Source organism: Nonomuraea sp. NPDC050404, from assembly GCF_040655495.1.
Lineage (GTDB): Bacteria > Actinomycetota > Actinomycetes > Streptosporangiales > Streptosporangiaceae > Nonomuraea.
Genome location: NZ_JBFAKB010000012.1, coordinates 109,007 through 127,316, shown reverse-complemented (window position 1 = coordinate 127,316; position 18,310 = coordinate 109,007). Strand labels below are relative to the sequence as shown.

Annotated in this window: 17 protein-coding genes; 9 read left to right on the top strand and 8 right to left on the bottom strand. The window is 69.2% G+C overall.

Annotation, left to right across the window (positions count from 1 at the left end; genetic code table 11):
• Window positions 1–357: 357 nt before the first annotated feature.
• From AB0I81_RS31620 to AB0I81_RS31595, 6 genes are all read left to right on the top strand, one after another.
• Entirely contained in the window at window positions 358–3,375 is a 3,018-nt protein-coding gene (locus AB0I81_RS31620; RefSeq protein WP_360663799.1) for a nitrate- and nitrite sensing domain-containing protein, read from the top strand.
• Window positions 3,372–3,794 (top strand): roadblock/LC7 domain-containing protein, encoded by a 423-nt coding sequence (locus AB0I81_RS31615; RefSeq protein WP_360663797.1) that lies wholly within the window; start codon window positions 3,372–3,374, stop codon window positions 3,792–3,794. Before AB0I81_RS31620 ends, AB0I81_RS31615 begins: the two co-directional genes overlap by 4 nt.
• 71 nt (window positions 3,795–3,865) lie before the next feature.
• On the top strand, window positions 3,866–4,213 hold the full coding sequence (locus AB0I81_RS31610) for a DUF742 domain-containing protein (protein WP_111179488.1): 348 nt from the start codon (window positions 3,866–3,868) through the stop codon (window positions 4,211–4,213).
• Window positions 4,194–4,781, top strand: coding sequence for an ATP/GTP-binding protein (locus tag AB0I81_RS31605; RefSeq protein ID WP_360663795.1), 588 nt, complete (start codon window positions 4,194–4,196; stop codon window positions 4,779–4,781). The genes AB0I81_RS31610 and AB0I81_RS31605 overlap by 20 nt, the downstream gene beginning before the upstream one ends.
• Before the next feature lie 191 nt (window positions 4,782–4,972).
• A complete protein-coding gene (locus AB0I81_RS31600; protein ID WP_360663794.1) occupies window positions 4,973–6,346 on the top strand; it encodes an aldehyde dehydrogenase family protein in 1,374 nt (457 codons plus the stop codon).
• 8 nt (window positions 6,347–6,354) lie between these two features.
• Window positions 6,355–6,792: a hypothetical protein gene (locus AB0I81_RS31595; RefSeq protein WP_360663792.1), complete on the top strand. Its 438-nt coding sequence runs from the start codon at window positions 6,355–6,357 to the stop codon at window positions 6,790–6,792.
• A gap of 3 nt (window positions 6,793–6,795) precedes the next feature.
• Here the strand turns inward: AB0I81_RS31595 and AB0I81_RS31590 are convergent, their stop codons facing one another.
• From AB0I81_RS31590 to AB0I81_RS31555, 8 genes are all read right to left on the bottom strand, one after another.
• On the bottom strand, window positions 6,796–7,587 hold the full coding sequence (locus tag AB0I81_RS31590; RefSeq protein ID WP_360663790.1) for an ABC transporter permease: 792 nt from the start codon (window positions 7,585–7,587) through the stop codon (window positions 6,796–6,798).
• 34 nt (window positions 7,588–7,621) lie between these two features.
• On the bottom strand, window positions 7,622–8,431 hold the full coding sequence (locus AB0I81_RS31585) for an ABC transporter permease (RefSeq protein WP_360663788.1): 810 nt from the start codon (window positions 8,429–8,431) through the stop codon (window positions 7,622–7,624).
• Window positions 8,428–9,411 (bottom strand): ABC transporter substrate-binding protein, encoded by a 984-nt coding sequence (locus tag AB0I81_RS31580; protein ID WP_360664423.1) that lies wholly within the window; start codon window positions 9,409–9,411, stop codon window positions 8,428–8,430. Before AB0I81_RS31580 ends, AB0I81_RS31585 begins: the two co-directional genes overlap by 4 nt.
• A gap of 68 nt (window positions 9,412–9,479) precedes the next feature.
• Window positions 9,480–10,463, bottom strand: a complete 984-nt coding sequence (locus AB0I81_RS31575; protein ID WP_360663787.1) for an ABC transporter substrate-binding protein — start codon at window positions 10,461–10,463, stop codon at window positions 9,480–9,482.
• Window positions 10,464–10,510: 47 nt separating this feature from the next.
• Window positions 10,511–11,515, bottom strand: a complete 1,005-nt coding sequence (locus AB0I81_RS31570) for a methyltransferase (protein ID WP_360663785.1) — start codon at window positions 11,513–11,515, stop codon at window positions 10,511–10,513.
• Between the two features lie 18 nt (window positions 11,516–11,533).
• Window positions 11,534–12,331, bottom strand: coding sequence for an ABC transporter permease (locus AB0I81_RS31565; RefSeq protein WP_360663784.1), 798 nt, complete (start codon window positions 12,329–12,331; stop codon window positions 11,534–11,536).
• 2 nt (window positions 12,332–12,333) lie between these two features.
• A complete protein-coding gene (locus AB0I81_RS31560; protein WP_360663782.1) occupies window positions 12,334–13,104 on the bottom strand; it encodes an ABC transporter permease in 771 nt (256 codons plus the stop codon).
• A complete protein-coding gene (locus AB0I81_RS31555) occupies window positions 13,101–13,976 on the bottom strand; it encodes an ABC transporter substrate-binding protein (protein WP_360663780.1) in 876 nt (291 codons plus the stop codon). The genes AB0I81_RS31560 and AB0I81_RS31555 overlap by 4 nt, the downstream gene beginning before the upstream one ends.
• A gap of 549 nt (window positions 13,977–14,525) precedes the next feature.
• Between AB0I81_RS31555 and AB0I81_RS31550 the strand changes: the two genes are divergently transcribed.
• From AB0I81_RS31550 to AB0I81_RS31540, 3 genes are all read left to right on the top strand, one after another.
• Window positions 14,526–17,423 carry a nitrate- and nitrite sensing domain-containing protein gene (locus AB0I81_RS31550; protein ID WP_360663778.1) on the top strand — a complete coding sequence of 966 codons (2,898 nt, stop codon included), beginning with the start codon at window positions 14,526–14,528 and terminating at the stop codon, window positions 17,421–17,423.
• Between the two features lie 61 nt (window positions 17,424–17,484).
• Complete coding sequence (locus tag AB0I81_RS31545; protein ID WP_360663776.1) at window positions 17,485–17,907, top strand: roadblock/LC7 domain-containing protein; 423 nt, start codon at window positions 17,485–17,487, stop codon at window positions 17,905–17,907.
• Between the two features lie 5 nt (window positions 17,908–17,912).
• Window positions 17,913–18,308 (top strand): DUF742 domain-containing protein, encoded by a 396-nt coding sequence (locus AB0I81_RS31540; protein WP_360663774.1) that lies wholly within the window; start codon window positions 17,913–17,915, stop codon window positions 18,306–18,308.
• Window positions 18,309–18,310: the final 2 nt, after the last annotated feature.

Sequence of the window (18,310 nt, the reverse complement as noted above, 5' to 3'; positions counted from 1 at the left end):
ACTCGATTGATCTTTCCGCAGGTCAGGACATGGCTCGCGGAATGGCTGCCCGTTGTCTGTTTCACCTGGTAGAAGGCTGCCTACCAAAATCATCGAAATATCTGGACATCTTGGGATAAACATCCCATCGGGGCACTAGTAGTGGTTGGTCCTTGTGAGGCCGTGTGCTCAAATGACGCTTATCTCGATGTGCATATTGCCCCACGTGCACGTACCGCATGGTCACCGAGAATTCCCCTCCGGGGCGAGAGGTTGCGAAGGCAAGTGAGAACGCAGAGCGCCGAAGCTTCCGCTGACCGCGAGCCGCACGGCCATCAGAAACGACGGCTGTCACCGACACCCTCGAAAAGATTCGGGTTGGGCAACTGGCACGTACGGTCGCGCCTCATCGCGCTGATCGTCGTGCCGACGGCGGTCGCCGTGGGCCTGGGCGGGCTGAACGTCATCACCTCGCTCAGCGACGCCCGCACCTACCAGAGCCTGCGCGTGGTCGCCGAGCTGAGCCAGCAACTCGGGGCCGTGACGCACGAGCTGTCCTTCGAACGCGACGAGACCGCCCTCTACATCGCCCAGGGGCGGCCCAAGGACCGCGAGGCCGAGCTCCGCAGCACCTACAGCGGGGTGGACAACCTCATCGAGGAGGCCAAACGGCGGGCCGCCGAACTGGGCGACAGCCACGCCGACGCCGTACGCCCGGTGCTGCGCCGCCTGGAGGAGATCCCGACACTGCGCGAGACGGCCGTCAAGGGCAAGATCCAGCCCCTGCCGATGACCCAGAAGTACTCGCAGATCGTCGCGGCGCTGCTGCAGTTCCACGACCAGGTCGGCCAGGTCGCGGTGGACGACCAGGTGGCCGACGCCGCCAGCGCCATGGCGGCCATCTCCCGCGCCAAGGAACAGGCCTCCAAGCAGCGCGGCATCCTGGCCAGCGCCCTGGACAAGAAGGGCTTCGACAGCGGCGAACTCGACGCGCTCACCGACGCCAAGTCGCGTGAGGAGAGCGAGGAGACGCTGTTCGCCACGCTGGCCAACCTCGACCAGCTGGAGCTCTACCGCAACACCGTCGTGGGCCAGGACATCGACCAGACCGACCTGTTCAGGCTGCGCGCCATGGCGCAGGCGGCCGAGGGCAAGACGCTGAGCATCGGCCCGCAGCCCAACCAGGACGTGGCCACCTGGTTCGAGGTCAGCACCGGCAAGATCGACGCCCTGCGCACCGTGGAGAAGGAGCTGTCCTCCTCCGTCATCCTGCGCGCCAGGGGCCTGGAGGCGGCCGCCAACCAGGCGGCGATGATCTCCGGCGGACTCATCCTGCTCCTGCTGATCGTGGTGATCGCGATCATCTCGCTCATCGCCCGCTCGCTCATCAGGCCGCTGCGCAAGCTGCGCAGGGAGGCACTCGACATCGCCGGGCAGCGGCTACCGGAGACCGTACGGCAACTGCGCGAGAGCGGTGAGGGCGCGCTCAACCCCGTCGTACCGATAGGCGTGGACACTCACGACGAGATCGGCGAGGTGGCGCGGGCCTTCGACGAGGTGCACCGCGAGGCCGTGCGGCTGGCGGGCGAGGAGGCCCGACTGCGCAGCAACGTCAACGCGATGTTCGTGAACCTGTCGCGGCGCAGCCAGACGCTGGTGGAGCGGCAGATCACCCTGATCGACGGGCTGGAGCAGGGCGAGCAGGACGAGCAGCGGCTCGGGAACCTGTTCAAACTGGACCACCTGGCCACCCGCATGCGGCGCAACAGCGAGAACCTGCTGGTCCTGGCCGGTCAGGATCCGCCACGCCGGTGGAGCCAGCCGGTCAAGCTGGTCGACGTGGCCCGCGCCTCACTGTCGGAGGTCGAGAGCTACGAGCGCGTCGTGCTCCAGGTGCCGGACGGGGTGTCGGTGGCCGGGCAGGCCGTCAACGACGTCATCCACCTGCTCGCCGAGGTCGTCGAGAACGCCCTGTCGTTCTCCCCGCGCGAGACCAGGGTGACGGTGTCGGGCAGCAGGATCGACGGCGGCGGCGTGATGTTGTCGATCACCGACTCCGGCATCGGCATGACCATGGAGGAGCTGACCCAGGCCAACGAACGCCTGATGGACGCGCCCGGCGTGGACGTGTCGGTGTCGCGGCGGATGGGCCTGTTCGTGGTGGCCAGGCTGGCGCACCGGCACGGCATCCGGGTGCAGTTACGCCCGCACACCTCCGGCGGCCTGACCGCGATGGTGCTGATCCCGGAGAACATGCTGGGCTCCCAGGCGCCGAACTTCGCCGGAATGCCGTCCTTCTCCGGTAACCAGCCTCCCTTCTCCGGCAACCAGCCTCCTTTCTCTGGCAACCAGCCGTCGTCGCTCGCGGGTGGCCCGCCGTTCACTGGGAATCAGCCTTTCACGGGCAATCAGCCGTTCGCCGAGAGCCAGCCGTTCACGGGCGGCCAGTCGTTCGCCGAGAGCCCGCCGTTCGCCGGCAATCCGGCCTTCGCCGGCAACCCGCCTTCGTCAGGAAACCCGCCCATCCCCGGCAACCAGCCGCCCGCCTCGCCCGGTGACCAGCCGCCCGCCTTCGCGGGCGCGGGTTCGGGTGCGGGGCCCGGCGGGCCCGGCAGCGAGCCGTATTCGGGGCCGCACCCCGCCCCACCGGCCACCGACTGGCCGCAGCCCACGTTCCAGATGGGCCCGGGACAGATGGGCCCGGGACACCCGTCGTTCCCGTCGAACCCCGAAGCGGGCGGCAACTGGCCGGGCACACCCCCGTGGCAGCCGGACCCGTCCGCCTGGCCCTCGGAACCGCGCGGCGGCTTCGAGAGCGGCGACGTCTGGACGCCGCCCCGCGGCCCCGCCTGGAACAACGGCCTGCCCAAACGACCCGTGCCCCAGGCGCCGCCCGGCGGCTGGAGCCACGACACCAACCCGCCGCAGCGTCCGGGATTCGACTACTCCGAGTCCGACTCCGGCGCCGCGGGCCCCATGCCGGCGGCACCGCCCGCGTCCGCCGGCGACGACTACCTGCCGATCTTCGCCGCCGTGGAGTCCGCCTGGTTCGGGCGCGACACCAACGGCGCGAGCTGGGGCTCATCGAAGTCGGACGCGGGCTGGAGCGCGGCGGAGGCAGTGGTGGAACCGGCACGTGACGGCGCGACGTCGGCAGGTCTGCCCAAACGGGTGCCCAAGGCCAACCTGGTGCCCGGCTCGGCGGACACCTCGGCCTCACCCAAGGGCGTCACACCGATGCCGTCGGTGTCGCCCGACCGGATCCGCAACCGCCTGTCCAGCTTCCAGCAGGGCTTCCGTGCGGCGCGCGACGACATCAGCGAGGGCCGGGCCATCCCCTCGTCCGCCCCCTCTTCGGCCGAGGTGAAGAACAAGGAGAGGGAGGAGGGAGCATGAACGATCTGAGCCACGCGGCGCGCGGGGTCGACTGGCTGATCACCGACTTCGTCAGTACGGTGCCGGGGGTCGCGCACGCGGTGGTGGTGTCGTCCGATGGGTTGCCGTTGGCGGCGTCGGCGGGTTTTCCGGTGGATCGGGCTGATCAGTTGGCCGCGATCGCGTCGGGGCTGGTCTCGTTGACGCAGGGTGCTGCCCGGGTTTTTGAGGGTGGTGCGGTCAATCAGACGATCGTGGAGATGCAGCGTGGGTTGATGCTGATCATGTCGATCAGTGATGGTTCGTGTCTGGCGGTGCTGGCGGCGCCGGATTGCGACATGGGTTTGGTGGCGTATCAGATGACGCTGATGGTCGATCGCGCCGGTCAGGTGCTGACTCCGGCTGTGCGCGCCGAACTGCGCGCCAGCCAGACCAGGTGATGTACGTGACAGACCCGAGATGGAACAGCGGCGGTTGGGCCCCTCCTGACCAGCCCCAGCCCCAGCCGCAGCTGAATCCCGACCCCGCTTCGCCCGTCCGCCCGTACGCGGTGACAGGTGGACGGACGGCGCCGCGGGTCAAGCTGGCGATGGAGGCCCTGGTGTCCTCGGCGACGGCCGAGCAGCGGGAGTTCTCCCATATCACGCCGGAGTACCAGGCGATCAGTCAACTGTGCCGGCAGGTCAGGTCCGTGGCCGAGGTGTCGGCCCTGCTGCGGATCCCGCTCGGCGTGGTACGCGTGCTGATCGCTGACATGGCCGCCGAGGGTCTGGTCCGGGTGCACCAGCCACAGCTGGACGCCGGCAGGCCGGACGTTAATCTGCTGGAAAGGGTGCTCAGTGGACTTCGCAGGCTCTAGCCCCGGACTCACCTCGACGAAGATCGTGGTGGCTGGAGGATTCGGGGTGGGCAAGACGACGTTCGTCGGCGCGGTGTCGGAGATCATGCCGTTGACGACGGAGGCGGTGATGACCGACGCCTCCGCCGGCATCGACGACCTGGGTATGACGCCGCTGAAGTCGACCACGACCGTCGCGATGGACTTCGGCCGGGTCTCCCTGGACCGTGACCTGATCCTGTACCTGTTCGGCACGCCCGGACAGCACCGGTTCTGGTTCATGTGGGACGACCTGGTACGCGGCGCGATCGGCGCGGTCGTGCTGGTCGACACGCGCCGCCTGGCCGACAGCTTCCCCGCGATCGACTATTTCGAAGAGGCCCAGCTTCCGTTCGTGGTGGGGGTCAACGGGTGGGACGGCCAGTATCCGCACAGCGACACCGAGGTGCGCGACGCGCTCACCCTGGCGCCGCACATCCCGATGGTGCGGCTCGACGCCCGCAAGAAGGACTCGGTCAAGAACGCGCTGATCCAACTCGTCGAGCACGCGCTCACAGTACGGATGGCCGTGCCGGGCTGGGGCGGCTGACGCGGCTGGGTAGCTGACGCGCGTCGGCCCCGGGCCGTGCGTTGACATGCGGATCCCCACGCGCGTTGGGGCGGGCGGGTGCTCGCATGATCACGGCAGGTGTGCGTTGACGCGCGGGCGCTCACATGATCACAATTGGCTCCCGCCGAACATCGCAGGAGCACCATGTCCCGTGGCCGCACCGCATGAACGTGAGGAACCCGATCACCGGCCAGGCCGACAGGCCGTCGGCCCCGATCCCGCAGGACCGCCTGGCCGCCGTCGCCACCGGCCTGCGCCGCATGGCCCCCGCCTGGCAGGACGCCGACCGCGGCGCGGCGCTGTCCCGCTTCGGCGCCGCGCTGGCCGATGACGACGACCTGCTCGCCGCCCTGGTCGCCGACACCGGCAGGGTGGGGGAGTCGCTGCTGGAACGCCGGCTCGTGGCCGGCCTCATCGACCGATGGGTGCGCCAGGCGCCCGCCCTGCTCGCCCCGCCCGCCGAACGGCCGGCCGCCCTGCCGGGCGTCTTCGTGGCGGGAGACGCGGTGCCGTACGAGCTGGTCGGGATGATCACCCCCTGGAACCTGCCGCTCCTGCTCGGCCTCATCGACGCCGTCCCCGCGCTGGCCGCCGGCTGCGCGGTGCTGGTCAAGCCGAGCGAGGTGACGCCCCGCTTCATCGAGCCGCTCATGCGGCTGGTCCCCGATGAGCTGCCGCTCAGGGTCGTCGAGGGCGACGGCGGCACGGGCGCCGGGCTCGTGGACCTGGTGGACGCCGTGGTGTTCACCGGCAGCGTCGAGACGGGCCGGCGGGTGGCGCGGGCGGCGGCCCGCGCGTTCGTGCCGGCGTTCCTGGAGCTGGGCGGCAAGGATCCGGCGATCGTGCTGGCCGGGGCCGACCTCGACCGGGCCGCCGCGGCCGTCCTGTGGGGCGGCACCGCCAACGCCGGGCAGTCCTGCCAGTCCATCGAACGCGTCTACGTGGCCCGCGAGGTCCACGACGAGTTCCTCGCGCGGCTCGTGGACAAGGCCGCCCAGGTGCGCCTGACCTGCGAGGGCGGCCCGATCGGTCCCATCATCAAGCCGGGCCAGGAGGATGTGATCGCCGCCCACCTCGCCGACGCCGTGGCCAGGGGCGCGCGGGTGCACACGGGCGGCAGGATCGAACGGCACGGCGGCGGCCACTGGTGCCGTCCCACCGTGTTGTCCGGGGTCGATCACGACATGCTGGTCATGACGGAGGAGACGTTCGGCCCGGTGCTGCCGGTCATGGCCGTGGACGGTGAGCGGGAGGCGGTCGCGCTGGCCAACGACTCCACCTACGGCCTGTCGGCGGCCGTCTTCGCCGCCACGGAGGAGCGGGCGCTGGCCGTCGCCGCCCGCCTGCGGGTCGGCGCGGTCAGCGTGAACGACGCCGGCCTGACCGCGCTCGTGCACGAGGGCGAGAAGCATGCCTTCCGCCTGTCCGGGCTCGGCGGCTCCCGCATGGGCCCGGCCTCCATCGGCCGCTTCCTGCGCCGCCGGGCCTTCCTGGTCAACCGGTCCGACGCCGCCGATCCGTGGTGGCACAACCCGAAGGAGTGAGAGCCGCGATGGGACTTCGCGCGGACATGCCGCTGCTGGCCAGGCACGAGGGGGAGTGGGAGGGTGAATACCTGCACCTCGGCCGCGACGGCGAACTGCTCGACCGGCATCGGGTCCGGATGACCTGCGCGATCCTCGGCGACGCCACCTACCACCAGACCAACCGCTACACCTGGGACGACGGGCGTGCGGAGGTGCACGAGTTCCCCGGCACCTACCTCGGCGGCGGCCGGTGCGGTTTCGACACCGAGCGGCTCAAGGGCGAGTTCTGGGAGCTGGACGACGACACGATCTACCTGACCTGGCGGTTCAAGGGCCAGGACCTGCGCCTGTTCGAGCTGATCGTGCTGAGCGGGGACGGCCGCTCGCGCAGCAGGGTCTGGCAGTGGCTCAGGGACGGGGTGTGCGTACGGCGCACGCTCATCGACGAGCGGCGGATCACCTGATCGTCACGAGTCGCCGGTCCTGGCGCTCGTGTGCCAGCCCAGCATCATCCGCTCCGTCCGCAAGAACGCCGCGTTGAGCCCGATCCCCAGCAACCCGAGCAGCACGATGGCCGCCCACATGGCCGGGATGTCGAACTGGCTCTGCGCCTCCAGCATGCGGTGCCCGATGCCCTCGCTGCTGCCCACCAGCTCCGAGATGATCATCATGATCAGCGCCAGCGACACGCTCAGCCGCAGCCCGGCGAAGATCTTCGGGGCGGCGGCGGGCAGGATGATCCTGGTGAGCCGCTGCCAGGAGCTCAGCCGGTAGACCGCGCCCGTCTCGATGTACTGCCGATCGACGTGGCGGGCGCCGTCCATGCTGTTGATCAGTACGGGCCAGATGACGCCGTACACGATCGAGGCCAATTGCATCTCCGTGCCGACCTTGAACAGCACCAGGAACACCGGCAGCAGCGCCGCGGGCGGAACCGAACGGCCGAAGTGCACCAGCGGCTCCACCAGCCCCGACAACCAGTACGAGCGCCCCAGCACGACCCCGAGCAGCACCCCGGCCGAGCAGGCGATCGCCCATCCGGCGAACAGTCTGGCCAGGCTCGGCAGCAGGTCCGCCATCGCCTCCTCGGTGAGGAAGAGCCGCGACGGCGGGCCGGACAACCACAACTCGTGCAGCCGGACCACGATCTGCGAAGGCGGCGGGAAGTAGGTGGCCTGCGCGGTCCGCGTGACGAACTCCCAGGCGAGCACCGCCACGGGCAGCAGCCAATACCACGCCACCCGCCGTACGACGTTCACGCGACCTCCCCCGTACGCGCGCGGCACCGGACGTTCACGCGGCCTCCCCCGTACGCGCGTGGTGCCAGCGGAACAGCCGTCGCTCACCGGCGGTGAACAACACGTTGGCGGCCAGCCCGATCACCCCGGCCCACACCGTGGCCGCCAGCACCCGGTCGAGCCGGTTGGCGCTGCCGGCCAGCGACTGAAACGCCCCGATCCCGCCGCCGCCCGGCGCCAGCAGCTCCACGCTCACGGCCACGATCAGGGTGACCGCCACCGCGATCCGCACCCCGGTGGCGATGAACGGCGCCGCGCTCGGCAGGCTCACCCTCAGCACCACCGCCAGCGGGCCGAACCCGAAGCTGCGCAGCGTCTCCTTCGCCAGCGGATCGACGTCGCTCAGGCCGTACATCGTGTTGATGAGCAGCGGCCACGAGCAGGTGTAGACGACCAGCGCCGTCTTGGCGTCGTGCCCTTCGGGAAACAGGAACACCGCCAGCGGGATCAGCGCCACCGAGGGGATCGGCCGCAGGAACTCCACCAGCGGCCGGGTCGAGCGCTCCATGAACGGCACCGTCCCGAACAGCAGCCCGGCCGGGACGGCGATCGCGATCGCGATCGCCAGCCCGGCCAGGCACGGGCCGAGCGTGGCCAGCACGTCGCTCCTGAACTGCGCGTCCAGCGGCAGGGTGGCCGCCGTGGCGAGCACGTGGGACACCTCCGGCAGGTAGCCGGGCAGCAGCCCGGTCCGCCCGGCCAGCTCGGCGACGCCGAGAAACAGCACGACCCCGGCCGCGCCGAGCACCCCACGCCCGGATCTGCCCCGGAACATCCCGCGGCTGAGCCGCACAGGACGGGTCATTCGCCGACCGACGCGAAGAGCTGGTTGACGTCCGGCCTGGCCTTCAGGAAGCCGAAGCCGTGCATGAGGTCGGCCAGCCGCTGCACGCTCGGCCGGTCGGCCTCCATCGTGAAGTCGCCGACCCGCATGGCCGCCGCCACGTCCGCCGGAATCTGCGTGTACGTCGGCACCACCTCGTCGATGGCCTTGCGATCGGCGCCGGCGATCTCCTGGCCCTTGGCGAGCGCGCGGTGCAGGGCGGCGGCCGTCTTCGGATTCTTGGCCAGCCACTGCTCGGTGACGCCCCACCCGTCGATCGGCACGCCCGCCGTGGGCCCGCCGATGGTGTCCACGATCTGCCGCGCGCCGTCCTTCCTGGCCGCGCTCAGGAACGGCTCGGCCAGCCAGGCCGCGTCCACCTTGCCCGAGGCCAGCGCGCCGAGCTGGTCGGCGAACGGCACGGCGACGAACTTGACGTCGTCCACCTTGAGCCCGGCCTCCCGCAGGTGCGCGTTGACCACCGTGTGCCCGAGCGTCTTGAGCACGTTGACCGCGACGGTCCTGCCCTTGAGGTCGGCGACCGTCCTGATCGGCGAGTCCTTGTTCACGACCACCGCGCAGAAGCCGGGCGCGCCACCCATGGTGTGCTGGAACAGCTTCAGCTTGGCCGCGCCCGAGTCGTTGATCGTCATGAACGAGACGTAGCTCCCCAGGAACACGTCCATGCTGCCGTTGAGGATCTTCGGCATGACCGCCGTCGGCGCCTGGATGATCTCGGTCTTCACGGTGAGGCCCTCTTCTTTGAAGAAGCCGCGCTTCTCGGCGATGAACAACGACGCCGACGACGCGACCGGCACCACCCCGATCAGCAGCTCGGTCTTCTCCAGCCCGCCCGAGGACGCGGCACCGGTGCTGCCGCTCTGCCCTCCTCCTGTGCCTCCGCACGCGCTGAGCGTCAGCGCCAGCGCCATACCCGCGGCTACGATCCTGGTCAGTTGCATCGCCACTGCCTCTCCGAGGATCTCGATGGCCTACGCCCGGGGCCGCCCGCCCCGCCGGCGTGTTCTCATCAGGAAAGCGGCGCGAAGAGCTGCGCCACGTCCACCTTGCCCTTGAGATAACCGTAACCGTGCAGCAGGTCGGCCAGCTTCTGCACGCTGGCCCTGTCGGCCTCCATCGAGAACTTGCCGAGCGTCATCGCCGCCGCGGCGTCCGCCGGGATCTGCGTGTACTTCGGCACGACTTCATCGATGGCCTTGCGGTCCTCGCCCGCGATCCGCTGGGCCTTGGCCAGCGCGCGGTGGAAGGCGGCGGCCGTCTTCGGGTTCTTGGTCAGCCACTGCTCCGAGACGCCCCACCCGTCGATCGGCACCCCGGCCGTGACGCCGTCGGTGGTGTCGATGAGCTGCGTCGCGCCGCTCTTCTTGGCGGCGGTCAGGAACGGCTCGACCAGCCAGGCCGCGTCCACCTTGCCGGAGGCCAGGGCGCCGAGCTGGTCGGCGAAGGGCACGGCGACGTACTTGGCGTCCTCGGGCTTGAGCCCCGCCTCCTGCAGGTGGGCGTTGGTCAGCGTCTGGCCGAGCGCCTTGAGCACGTTGACCGCGATGGTCCTGCCCTTGAGGTCGGTGGCCGTCCTGATCGGCGAGCCCTTGGCGACGACGACGCCGGCCACGTTGGGGGCGGCCTCCTGGCTGTGCTGGAACAACTTCAGCTTGACCGCGCCCGTGTCGTTGATCGCCATGAGCGAGACGTAGCTGGTCAGGAACGCGTCCATGCTGCCGTTGAGTATCTTGGGCATGACCGCCTGCGGCGCCTGGATGATCTCCGTCTTGACCGTCAGGCCCTCTTCTTTGAAGAAGCCGCGCTGCTCGGCGATGAACAGCGGCGCCGAGGACGGCACCGGCACCACGCCGACCAGGAGCTGGGTCTTCTCCAGCCCGCCTGACGACGTGGTGCCGCTCTGCTGTCCCGCGCCTCCCTCACTGCCACACGCGCTGAGCGTCAGCGCCACTGCCATACCCGCGACGACGATCCTGGCCAGCTTCAATGCCACTGCCTTTCTCGATCCCTGTCATCAGGTGAAGGAGGCTGGGGGGAAGGTCAGCGGCGTCTCGCCTCGATGAGGTTCGCGCCCGCGCCCAGTTCGACGACCTCACCGATCGCCAGTCCCGCGTCGCCGAGCACGCTCTCGTACTCGGCGCGGCTGCGTTCGGTGCCGCCGTTGAAGATCGCCAGCATCCGCATGTCGATGTCCTTACCCAGATGTGCCTCCGAACCGTCGGGAAGCACCACTTCGAGAATCAGGACGCGCCCGCCGGGGTTCATGGCCTCGCGGACGTTGCGCAGAATCTTGACGGCGTCCGCGTCGTCCCAGTTGTGCAGGACGCTGCCCAGCAGGTAGACGTCGCCGCCGGTGGGGACCGCGGTGAAGAAGTCGCCGGAGACGACCTCCGTCCGGTCGGCCAGGCCCTCCTCCGCCAGGGTCCGCCTGGCGTGCCCGGCCACGTGCTCCAGGTCGAACAGGATGCCGCGCATGTGCGGGTTGGCGTGCAGGACCGTGGCCAGGATGTGGCCCTTGCCGCCCGCCACGTCCACCATGGTCGCGGTGGGCGGGAAGGTGTAGCGCTTGGCCAGGCCCTCGGTGAAGGGCACGGCCCTGGCGGTCATGTAGTCGTCGAACAGCCTGCTCGACTCCGGGTTCGCGGCGAGGTAGTCGTACACGTGCCCGTAGCGCTTGACGAACGCGGAGCTGCCGTCGCGCACGGTGCTGGGCAGGTTGCCCATGGCGTGCCAGAAGCCCTCCTCGCCGAGCATGCGGATCGACGAGCGCACGAAACCGGGCGCGTCCGAGCGCAGGGCCGTGCCCTTCTCCGTCAGGTCGTAGGTGTCGGCCCCCGCGGCCCTGATCAGGCCCATGCCGACCAGCTCGCGCAACACCCGGCGCAGCGAGGGGGCGTGCGCCCCGCACCGCTCGGCCAGCTCGCCGGCGCCCAGCGGCCCGTGCGCGAGATGGTCGGCCAGGCCCAGCTCGGCCATGGTCAGCAGGGCCGCGAACCGGGAGAGGTCTCCTACGGCCCCCCACAGAAGGTCATCGGAATGCGGCATGTGTCCTTCCAGAAGAAATCACGGATTGCGGGTGGCCTGCCGGTGCCACACGAGCACCCGGCGTTCGGCCAGCACGAACAGGGAGTTCACGAGATAACCGAGGATGCCCAGCAGCGCGATCGCCGCCCACACCCCCGCGCCGTCGAAGCTGCGCTGGGCCTGCAGGAGCTGGTAGCCGATGCCATCGGAACCACCGATCACCTCGGTGAGCACCATGAGGATCAGCGCCAGCGAGAGGCTCAGCCGCAGCCCGGCGAAGATCTTCGGCGAGGAGGCCGGCAGCACGACCACGCGCAGGCGCTGCAGCCTGCTCAGGTTGAAGACGGTGGCCGTCTCCGTGTACGTGCGGTCCACCGCCCTGGCGCCCTCGATCGTGTTCAGCAACACCGGCCAGACGACGCCGAAGACGATCGTCGCCAGCTGCGTGATCAGGCCGGCGTACTGGGTGGCCAGGCCGGCCTGGAGCACGAGGAAGACCGGGAGCAGCAGCGGCGGCGGGATGGAGCGGCCGAACTCGATCAGCGGGTCCACGTAGTCGGTGGCCGTGCGCGAGCGCCCGAGCAGCATGCCCGCCACGATCCCGATCAGCGCGGCCAGGATCCAGCCGCCGAACATGCGGCCGAGGCTCGGCAGGATGTTCTCGATCGCGTCCTCGGTGAGGAACACCTGGCCGGCGGGGCCGGAGAACCACAGCTCGTACATGCGGGCGACGATCGTCGTGGGCGGCGGGAAGTCGGTGTCCGCCAGTGCCCTGGCGATCAGCTCCCAGACGACGAGCACGACAGGGACCACCCAGAGCCTGGTGAGAGCCTTCATGGTCAGGCCGCCCCCGTCCGCACCCGGTGCCAGTGGAACAGGCGGCGCTCGCCGGCCAGCAGGAGCACGTTCGCGAGCACGCCGAGTATGCCGGCCCAGACGGTGGCCGCCATCATGAGGTCCATCCTGTTGCCGCTGCCGGCCACGTTGACGTAGACGCCGATCCCGGCCATACCGCCGGCCAGCAGTTCGGCGCTGACCGCGAGGACCAGCGCGATGCCGGTGGCGATCCGCACGCCGGTCATGACGAACGGGGCGGCGCTGGGCAGGCTCACCCTGGTCAGCACCGCGAGGGAGCCGAAGCCGAAGCTGCGCAGGGACTCCTTGGCCAGGGGGTCCACGTCGTGCATGCCGTACAGGGTGTTGATGAGGATCGGCCAGATGGAGGCGTACACGATGACCGAGACCTTCATCAGCTCATCGACCGGGATCAGCAGGATCGCCAGCGGGATGATCGCCACGGAGGGAATCGGGCGCATGAACTCCAGCAGGGGCCGGATCGCGCGCTCCACCGGCGGCAGCGCGCCGAGCAGCACGCCCAGCGGCACGGCTATGACGGTCGCGATGAGCAGGCCGAGCGCCCAGTTTCCGAGGGTCGTGGCGACGCCGGTGAGGAACTCGGAGTCGGTCGGCAGACGCACGGCTTCGAGCAGGATGGCCGATGGGGCAGGGAACAGCAGATCCTCGCTGATGCCGAAGCGGATGAACAGTTCGGCGAGAACAAGGAACCCCGCGGCGCCGGCGGCGCCGCGGAGCAGTCGTGCACTGGTCATCCGCTCGAGGCGCCGGTCGCGATGACGGACTTCACGTCGATCGGGCTCTTCAGGTACTCGTACTCGACCATGAGGTCGGCGACCTTCTGCAGGCGGTTGGCGCTCAGCTCACTGGGATAGACACCGAGCGTGATCACCGAGGCCGTCTTGGCGTCGATCTTCGTGTACTTCGGCAGCAGAGCCTCGATCTCCTTGCGGTCGCTGGAGGCGAGCTCCTGCGCCTTGGCGATCGCGCGCTGGAAGGCGGCCAGCGTCTTCGGGTACTTCGAGGCCCACTCCTCCGTGGCCATCCAGCCGGCGATGGGCAGGTCAGCGGTCTGGCCGGTCATCGTGTCGGCCAGCTTGCGGAAGCCGTGCTGGCTCTGGTTGGCCGTGATGAACGGCTCGGTGATCCACATCGCGTCCGCCTGGCCGCCGACGACCGCGTTGCCCATCTCCGGGAACGGCTTCTCAAGGAAGTTGACGTCCTTGGCCGTGAGGCCGGCCACCTTCAACTGCGTGGTCACCGCGAGGGTGGCGACGTTGTTGAGGTTGTTGACGAAAATCTTCTTGCCCTTGAGATCGGCCACCGTCTGGATGCGCGAGTCCTTCGGGACCATGATGTTGAAGGTGTTCGGGCCCGCCTGGTACATGTCCGCGACCAGCTTGATCTTCTTGCCGTTGCCGACGGCCTGGAAGGTCGAGACGTAGTTGGTCTGCGAGATGTCCAGCGCACCGCTTTCGATCTGCGGAAGTGCGGCCGCGCCACCGGTGATGGTGACGGGCTCCACCGTCAGGCCCTCTTCCTTGAAGAAGCCCTTGGTGTTGGCGATGTAGAGCGATACCGGGTCCGGAATGGGGAGCGCCCCGACCTTGATGGTGGTCTTCTCCAAGCCCTTACTGTTAGCGGACGTGTCCGCTGTGTCACCGGATCCACCGCATCCGGCAAGGGTGAGAGCGACTGTGACGCCGAGGACAATGGCGTGACAGCGCAGTTTGCGTGTCATCGGGGGGTTCTCCTACCAGGGGGAAGTCTTTTGGAGATCGGCACGTAGTTACCGGGCGTGAAGCGTACCGGAGGGGAGATCGGAACGGCAGCACTATGCCACGATTATGAGCTTTATCTGCTAAATATAACTGTCTGCCACTGTGGGGTAAATATATGTATAACTGCTATTTTGTGCCCCATGTCCAGATTGGTAGCCTGGTTGCGCTCCGTGTCCGGAGGTTAGCGACATGAACAATGTGTGACCTGGAACGGTTGAAAACCCCCGAAGCGTTGGCCTAACTATGAGGTTTGTGCTCAAATTGGGCCTCGAACTTGCCTGCGATCACTCGTCCGTGTGACGAAGCCGCTGAGACCCCCCTAAAGCAGGCCATGGCGAGAGGTTGCCACAGTGAGGACAACAACGACCGATTCCGGTCGTGGTAACGCTCCGGACGTGCCGGAACAGCCTGTGGGCGGAGCGTCGCCGAAGGCGTCGCAGCCCAAGACGGGCAGCTCGTTCGCGCTGCGCAACTGGCGCGTGCGCACCCGCCTCATCGCCCTCATCGCCATTCCCACGATCATCGCCGTGGTTCTGGGCGCACTGCGCGTCACCAGCTCGATCAGCAGCGCGCAGCAGTACCAGCTCATCAACGACGCGGGAAGGCTGGTCACGCAGCTCGGCGAGCTCTCCCGTGACCTGGGCCTCGAGCGCGACCTGGCAGCCCGGTACGTCGCCGCCGGCAAGCGCGCGGAGGAGGAGACGCGGCTCGTCAGCCAGCAGAACATCGTGGACGCCAGCGTCAACCGCACCCTGGAGCTGGCCAAGACCACCGAGACGTCGCTGTCCGACCTGGGCCGCAGGACCCTGGACCGGATCGAGGTCCGGCTCGGTCAGATCGCCTCGCTGCGCGACACGGTCATGAAGCAGCAACTGCCGCCACTGCCGACGGTGGAGAAGTACTCCGAGACCATCGCCGACATGTTGCTGCTCTACGACGAGGTCGGCCAGGGCTCCACCGACGAGCAGCTCACCGCCACGGCCGGCGCGCTGCGCGCCACCGCCCGTGCGGAGGAGCAGGCCTCCAAGCAGCGGGCACTGCTGACGATCGCGCTGGTACGCGGCTCCTTCGAACAGCCGGAGTTCACCGCCTTCCTCGACGCCCGCTCCCGCCGGGAGAGCGAGCGCACCTCGTTCACCGCGGTGGCCACGGCGGCGCAGCGCCAGAACTTCGACAACACGGTGGCCAGCCAGAAGGTCGGCCGCGCCGAGTTCTACATCAGCCGCGCCGTGCTGCTCAACAACAACGGCCAGTCCCTGCGCCGCCTCGACAACTCCACCGTCAAGGACGTCGACAACTGGTTCGACTCCATCTCCGACACCGTGGACCGGATCCACACGGTGCAGAAGTCGTTGTCGGAACAGGTCTCCACCCGCAGTGCCGACGTGGCCAGCGGCGACAGGCAACTGGCCGCGATCAACATCGGCATCGTGGTCCTGCTGCTGGTACTGGTGCTCGCGATCACCGCTCTGATGGCCGGCTCGCTCGTACGGCCGCTGCGCCGCCTGCGCGGCGACGCCCTGAAGATCGCCGGCCACACGCTGCCCGACCTGGTGCGCCAGCTCAGAAGCACCGACGTGAACCCCGACCAGCTCAGGGTTCCGCCCATCGAGATCGACTCCAAGGACGAGATCGGTGAAGTCGCGCGGGCCTTCGACGAGGTGCACCGCGAGGCCGTCCGCCTGGCCGGTGAGGAGTCCAAGCTCCGCAGCAACGTCAACGCGATGTTCGTGAACCTGTCGCGGCGCAGCCAGACGCTGGTGGAGCGGCAGATCACCCTGATCGACGGGCTGGAGCAGGGCGAGCAGGACGAGCAGCGGCTGGGGAACCTGTTCAAGCTGGATCACCTGGCCACCCGCATGCGGCGCAACAGTGAGAACCTGCTGGTTCTGGCCGGTCAGGAGCCGCCGCGCCGGTGGAGCCAGCCGGTCAAGCTCGTGGACGTCGCCCGCGCCTCGTTGTCGGAGGTCGAGAACTACGAACGCGTGGTGCTGGAGGTGCCGGAAGGCGTCTCCATCGCCGGCCAGGCCGTCAACGACATCATCCACCTGCTCGCCGAGCTGATCGAGAACGCCCTGTCGTTCTCCCCGCGCGAGACCCGCGTCCCGGTCTCCGGCAGCCGGATCGACGGCGGCGGCATCATGTTGTCCATCAGCGACTCCGGTATCGGCATGACCGGCGAGGAGCTCGCCCAGGCCAACGACCGCCTGATCGACGCGCCAATGGTCGACGTCTCCGTCTCGCGCCGCATGGGCCTGTTCGTGGTCGCCAGGCTGGCGCACCGGCACGGCATCCGGGTGCAGTTGCGCCCGCACGGCTCCGGCGGCCTGACCGCCATGGTGCTCATCCCCGAGTCGCTGCTCGGCACGCCCGCCCCGACCCCCGCCGCCGCGGGCCCCTCCCGCGAGGAGGCCTTCCACACCCCGCAGCCGACCGGGACCGGATCGTGGCCCTCCTCGTCGTACCAGCTCGGTCCGGGACACCCGTCCTATCCGGGCCCCGCGCACCCGTCCTATCCGTCCTACCCGTCGGAGCCCGTTCCGCAGGGCAGCGCGTGGCCGTCGTCGGGACAGCCCTTCCCCGCCGAGGCCGGCGGCTGGATGTCGGCCAACTCCGCCGACTCCTCCAACGACGTGTGGGTGACCTCGCGCGGACCCATGACCGGCGACAGCGGGCTGCCCCAGCGCGAGCCCGGAAGCGCCCAGCGAGGCAACGGACTACCTCAGCGGGACCTCCCGCAGCGGGACCTTCCTCAGCGGGAGAACGGGCTGCCGCAGCGCGGCGTCCTGCCCGACGAGACCCGCCCCTGGATGCGGACCCCCGCGCCGCCCGCGCCGAGCCAGTTCAACAGCTTCCCCGAGACCGAGTCCGCCGCGACGGGCCCCATGCCCGCCGTCCAGCCGGCCTCCGCCGGGGACGAGTACCTGCCGATCTTCGCCTCGGTGGAGTCGGCCTGGTTCGACCACGGAGCGGCCGAGGCCAACGGCACGTGGAGCTCGGCCGGGGCCGACGCGGGCTGGACCGCGGCGGAGGCCGCACGCGAGCCGGTACGTGACGGCGCCACGGCGGCGGGCCTGCCCAAGCGGGTGCCCAAGGCCAACCTGGTGCCCGGCTCGGCCGAGACCGTGTCGGCGCCGAAGGGCGTGGCGCCCATCGCGGCCGTCTCGCCCGACCGGGTACGCAGCCGCCTGTCCAGCTTCCAGCAGGGCTTCAGGGCGGCGCGTGACGACATCAGCGAGGGCAGGGCCTACGGGTCCGGCTCCAGAAGTGATAGTAGGGATGAGGGCGCATGAGCCGGCGGCCACTTGAACAAAGCCGACTGTTGACGTTCATGCGACTGACGAAGGAGAGGGTATGAACGACCTGAGCCACGGGGCACGCGGAGTGGACTGGTTAATCACCGACTTCGTCAGTACGGTGCCGGGGGTCGCGCACGCGGTGGTGGTGTCGTCTGATGGGTTGCCGTTGGCGGCGTCGGCGGGTTTTCCGGTGGATCGGGCTGATCAGTTGGCCGCGATCGCGTCGGGATTGATCTCGTTGACGCAGGGTGCTGCCCGGGTTTTTGAGGGTGGTGCGGTCAATCAGACGATCGTGGAGATGCAGCGTGGGTTGATGCTGATCATGTCGATCAGTGATGGTTCGTGTCTGGCGGTGCTGGCGGCGCCGGATTGCGACATGGGTTTGGTGGCGTATCAGATGACGCTGATGGTCGATCGCGCCGGTCAGGTGCTGACTCCGGCTGTGCGCGCCGAACTGCGCGCCAGCCAGTCCAGGTGATGTAGGTGTCGAATTCGTGGAACAGCGGCGGCTGGGAGCCGCCGCCCCCGCCGCCCAGGTCTGACCCCGCCTCGCCGGTACGGCCCTACGCCGTGACGGGCGGGCGGACCGCGCCCAAGGTCAAGCTGGCGATGGAGGCTCTGGTGTCCTCGGCGACGGCCGAACACCGGGAGTTCTCGCACATCACGCCCGAGTACAAAGCGATCAGCCAGCTGTGCCTGCAGGTCAGATCCGTGGCCGAGGTGTCGGCGCTGCTGCGGATCCCGCTCGGCGTGGTGCGTGTTCTGATCGCGGACATGGCGGCGGAGGGCCTGGTTCGGGTGCATCAGCCGCAGCTCGATGCAGGTAGACCGGATGTCAACCTGCTGGAAAGGGTGCTCAGTGGACTACGCAGGCTCTAACC

Coding starts and splice junctions, on each gene's coding strand:
- AB0I81_RS31615 (WP_360663797.1), top strand. CDS start 3,372: ATGAACGATCTGAGCCACGCGGCGCGCGGGGTCGACTGGCTGATCACC.
- AB0I81_RS31595 (WP_360663792.1), top strand. CDS start 6,355: ATGGGACTTCGCGCGGACATGCCGCTGCTGGCCAGGCACGAGGGGGAG.
- AB0I81_RS31585 (WP_360663788.1), bottom strand. CDS start 8,431: ATGACCCGTCCTGTGCGGCTCAGCCGCGGGATGTTCCGGGGCAGATCC.
- AB0I81_RS31580 (WP_360664423.1), bottom strand. CDS start 9,411: ATGCAACTGACCAGGATCGTAGCCGCGGGTATGGCGCTGGCGCTGACG.
- AB0I81_RS31570 (WP_360663785.1), bottom strand. CDS start 11,515: ATGCCGCATTCCGATGACCTTCTGTGGGGGGCCGTAGGAGACCTCTCC.
- AB0I81_RS31565 (WP_360663784.1), bottom strand. CDS start 12,331: ATGAAGGCTCTCACCAGGCTCTGGGTGGTCCCTGTCGTGCTCGTCGTC.
- AB0I81_RS31560 (WP_360663782.1), bottom strand. CDS start 13,104: ATGACCAGTGCACGACTGCTCCGCGGCGCCGCCGGCGCCGCGGGGTTC.
- AB0I81_RS31545 (WP_360663776.1), top strand. CDS start 17,485: ATGAACGACCTGAGCCACGGGGCACGCGGAGTGGACTGGTTAATCACC.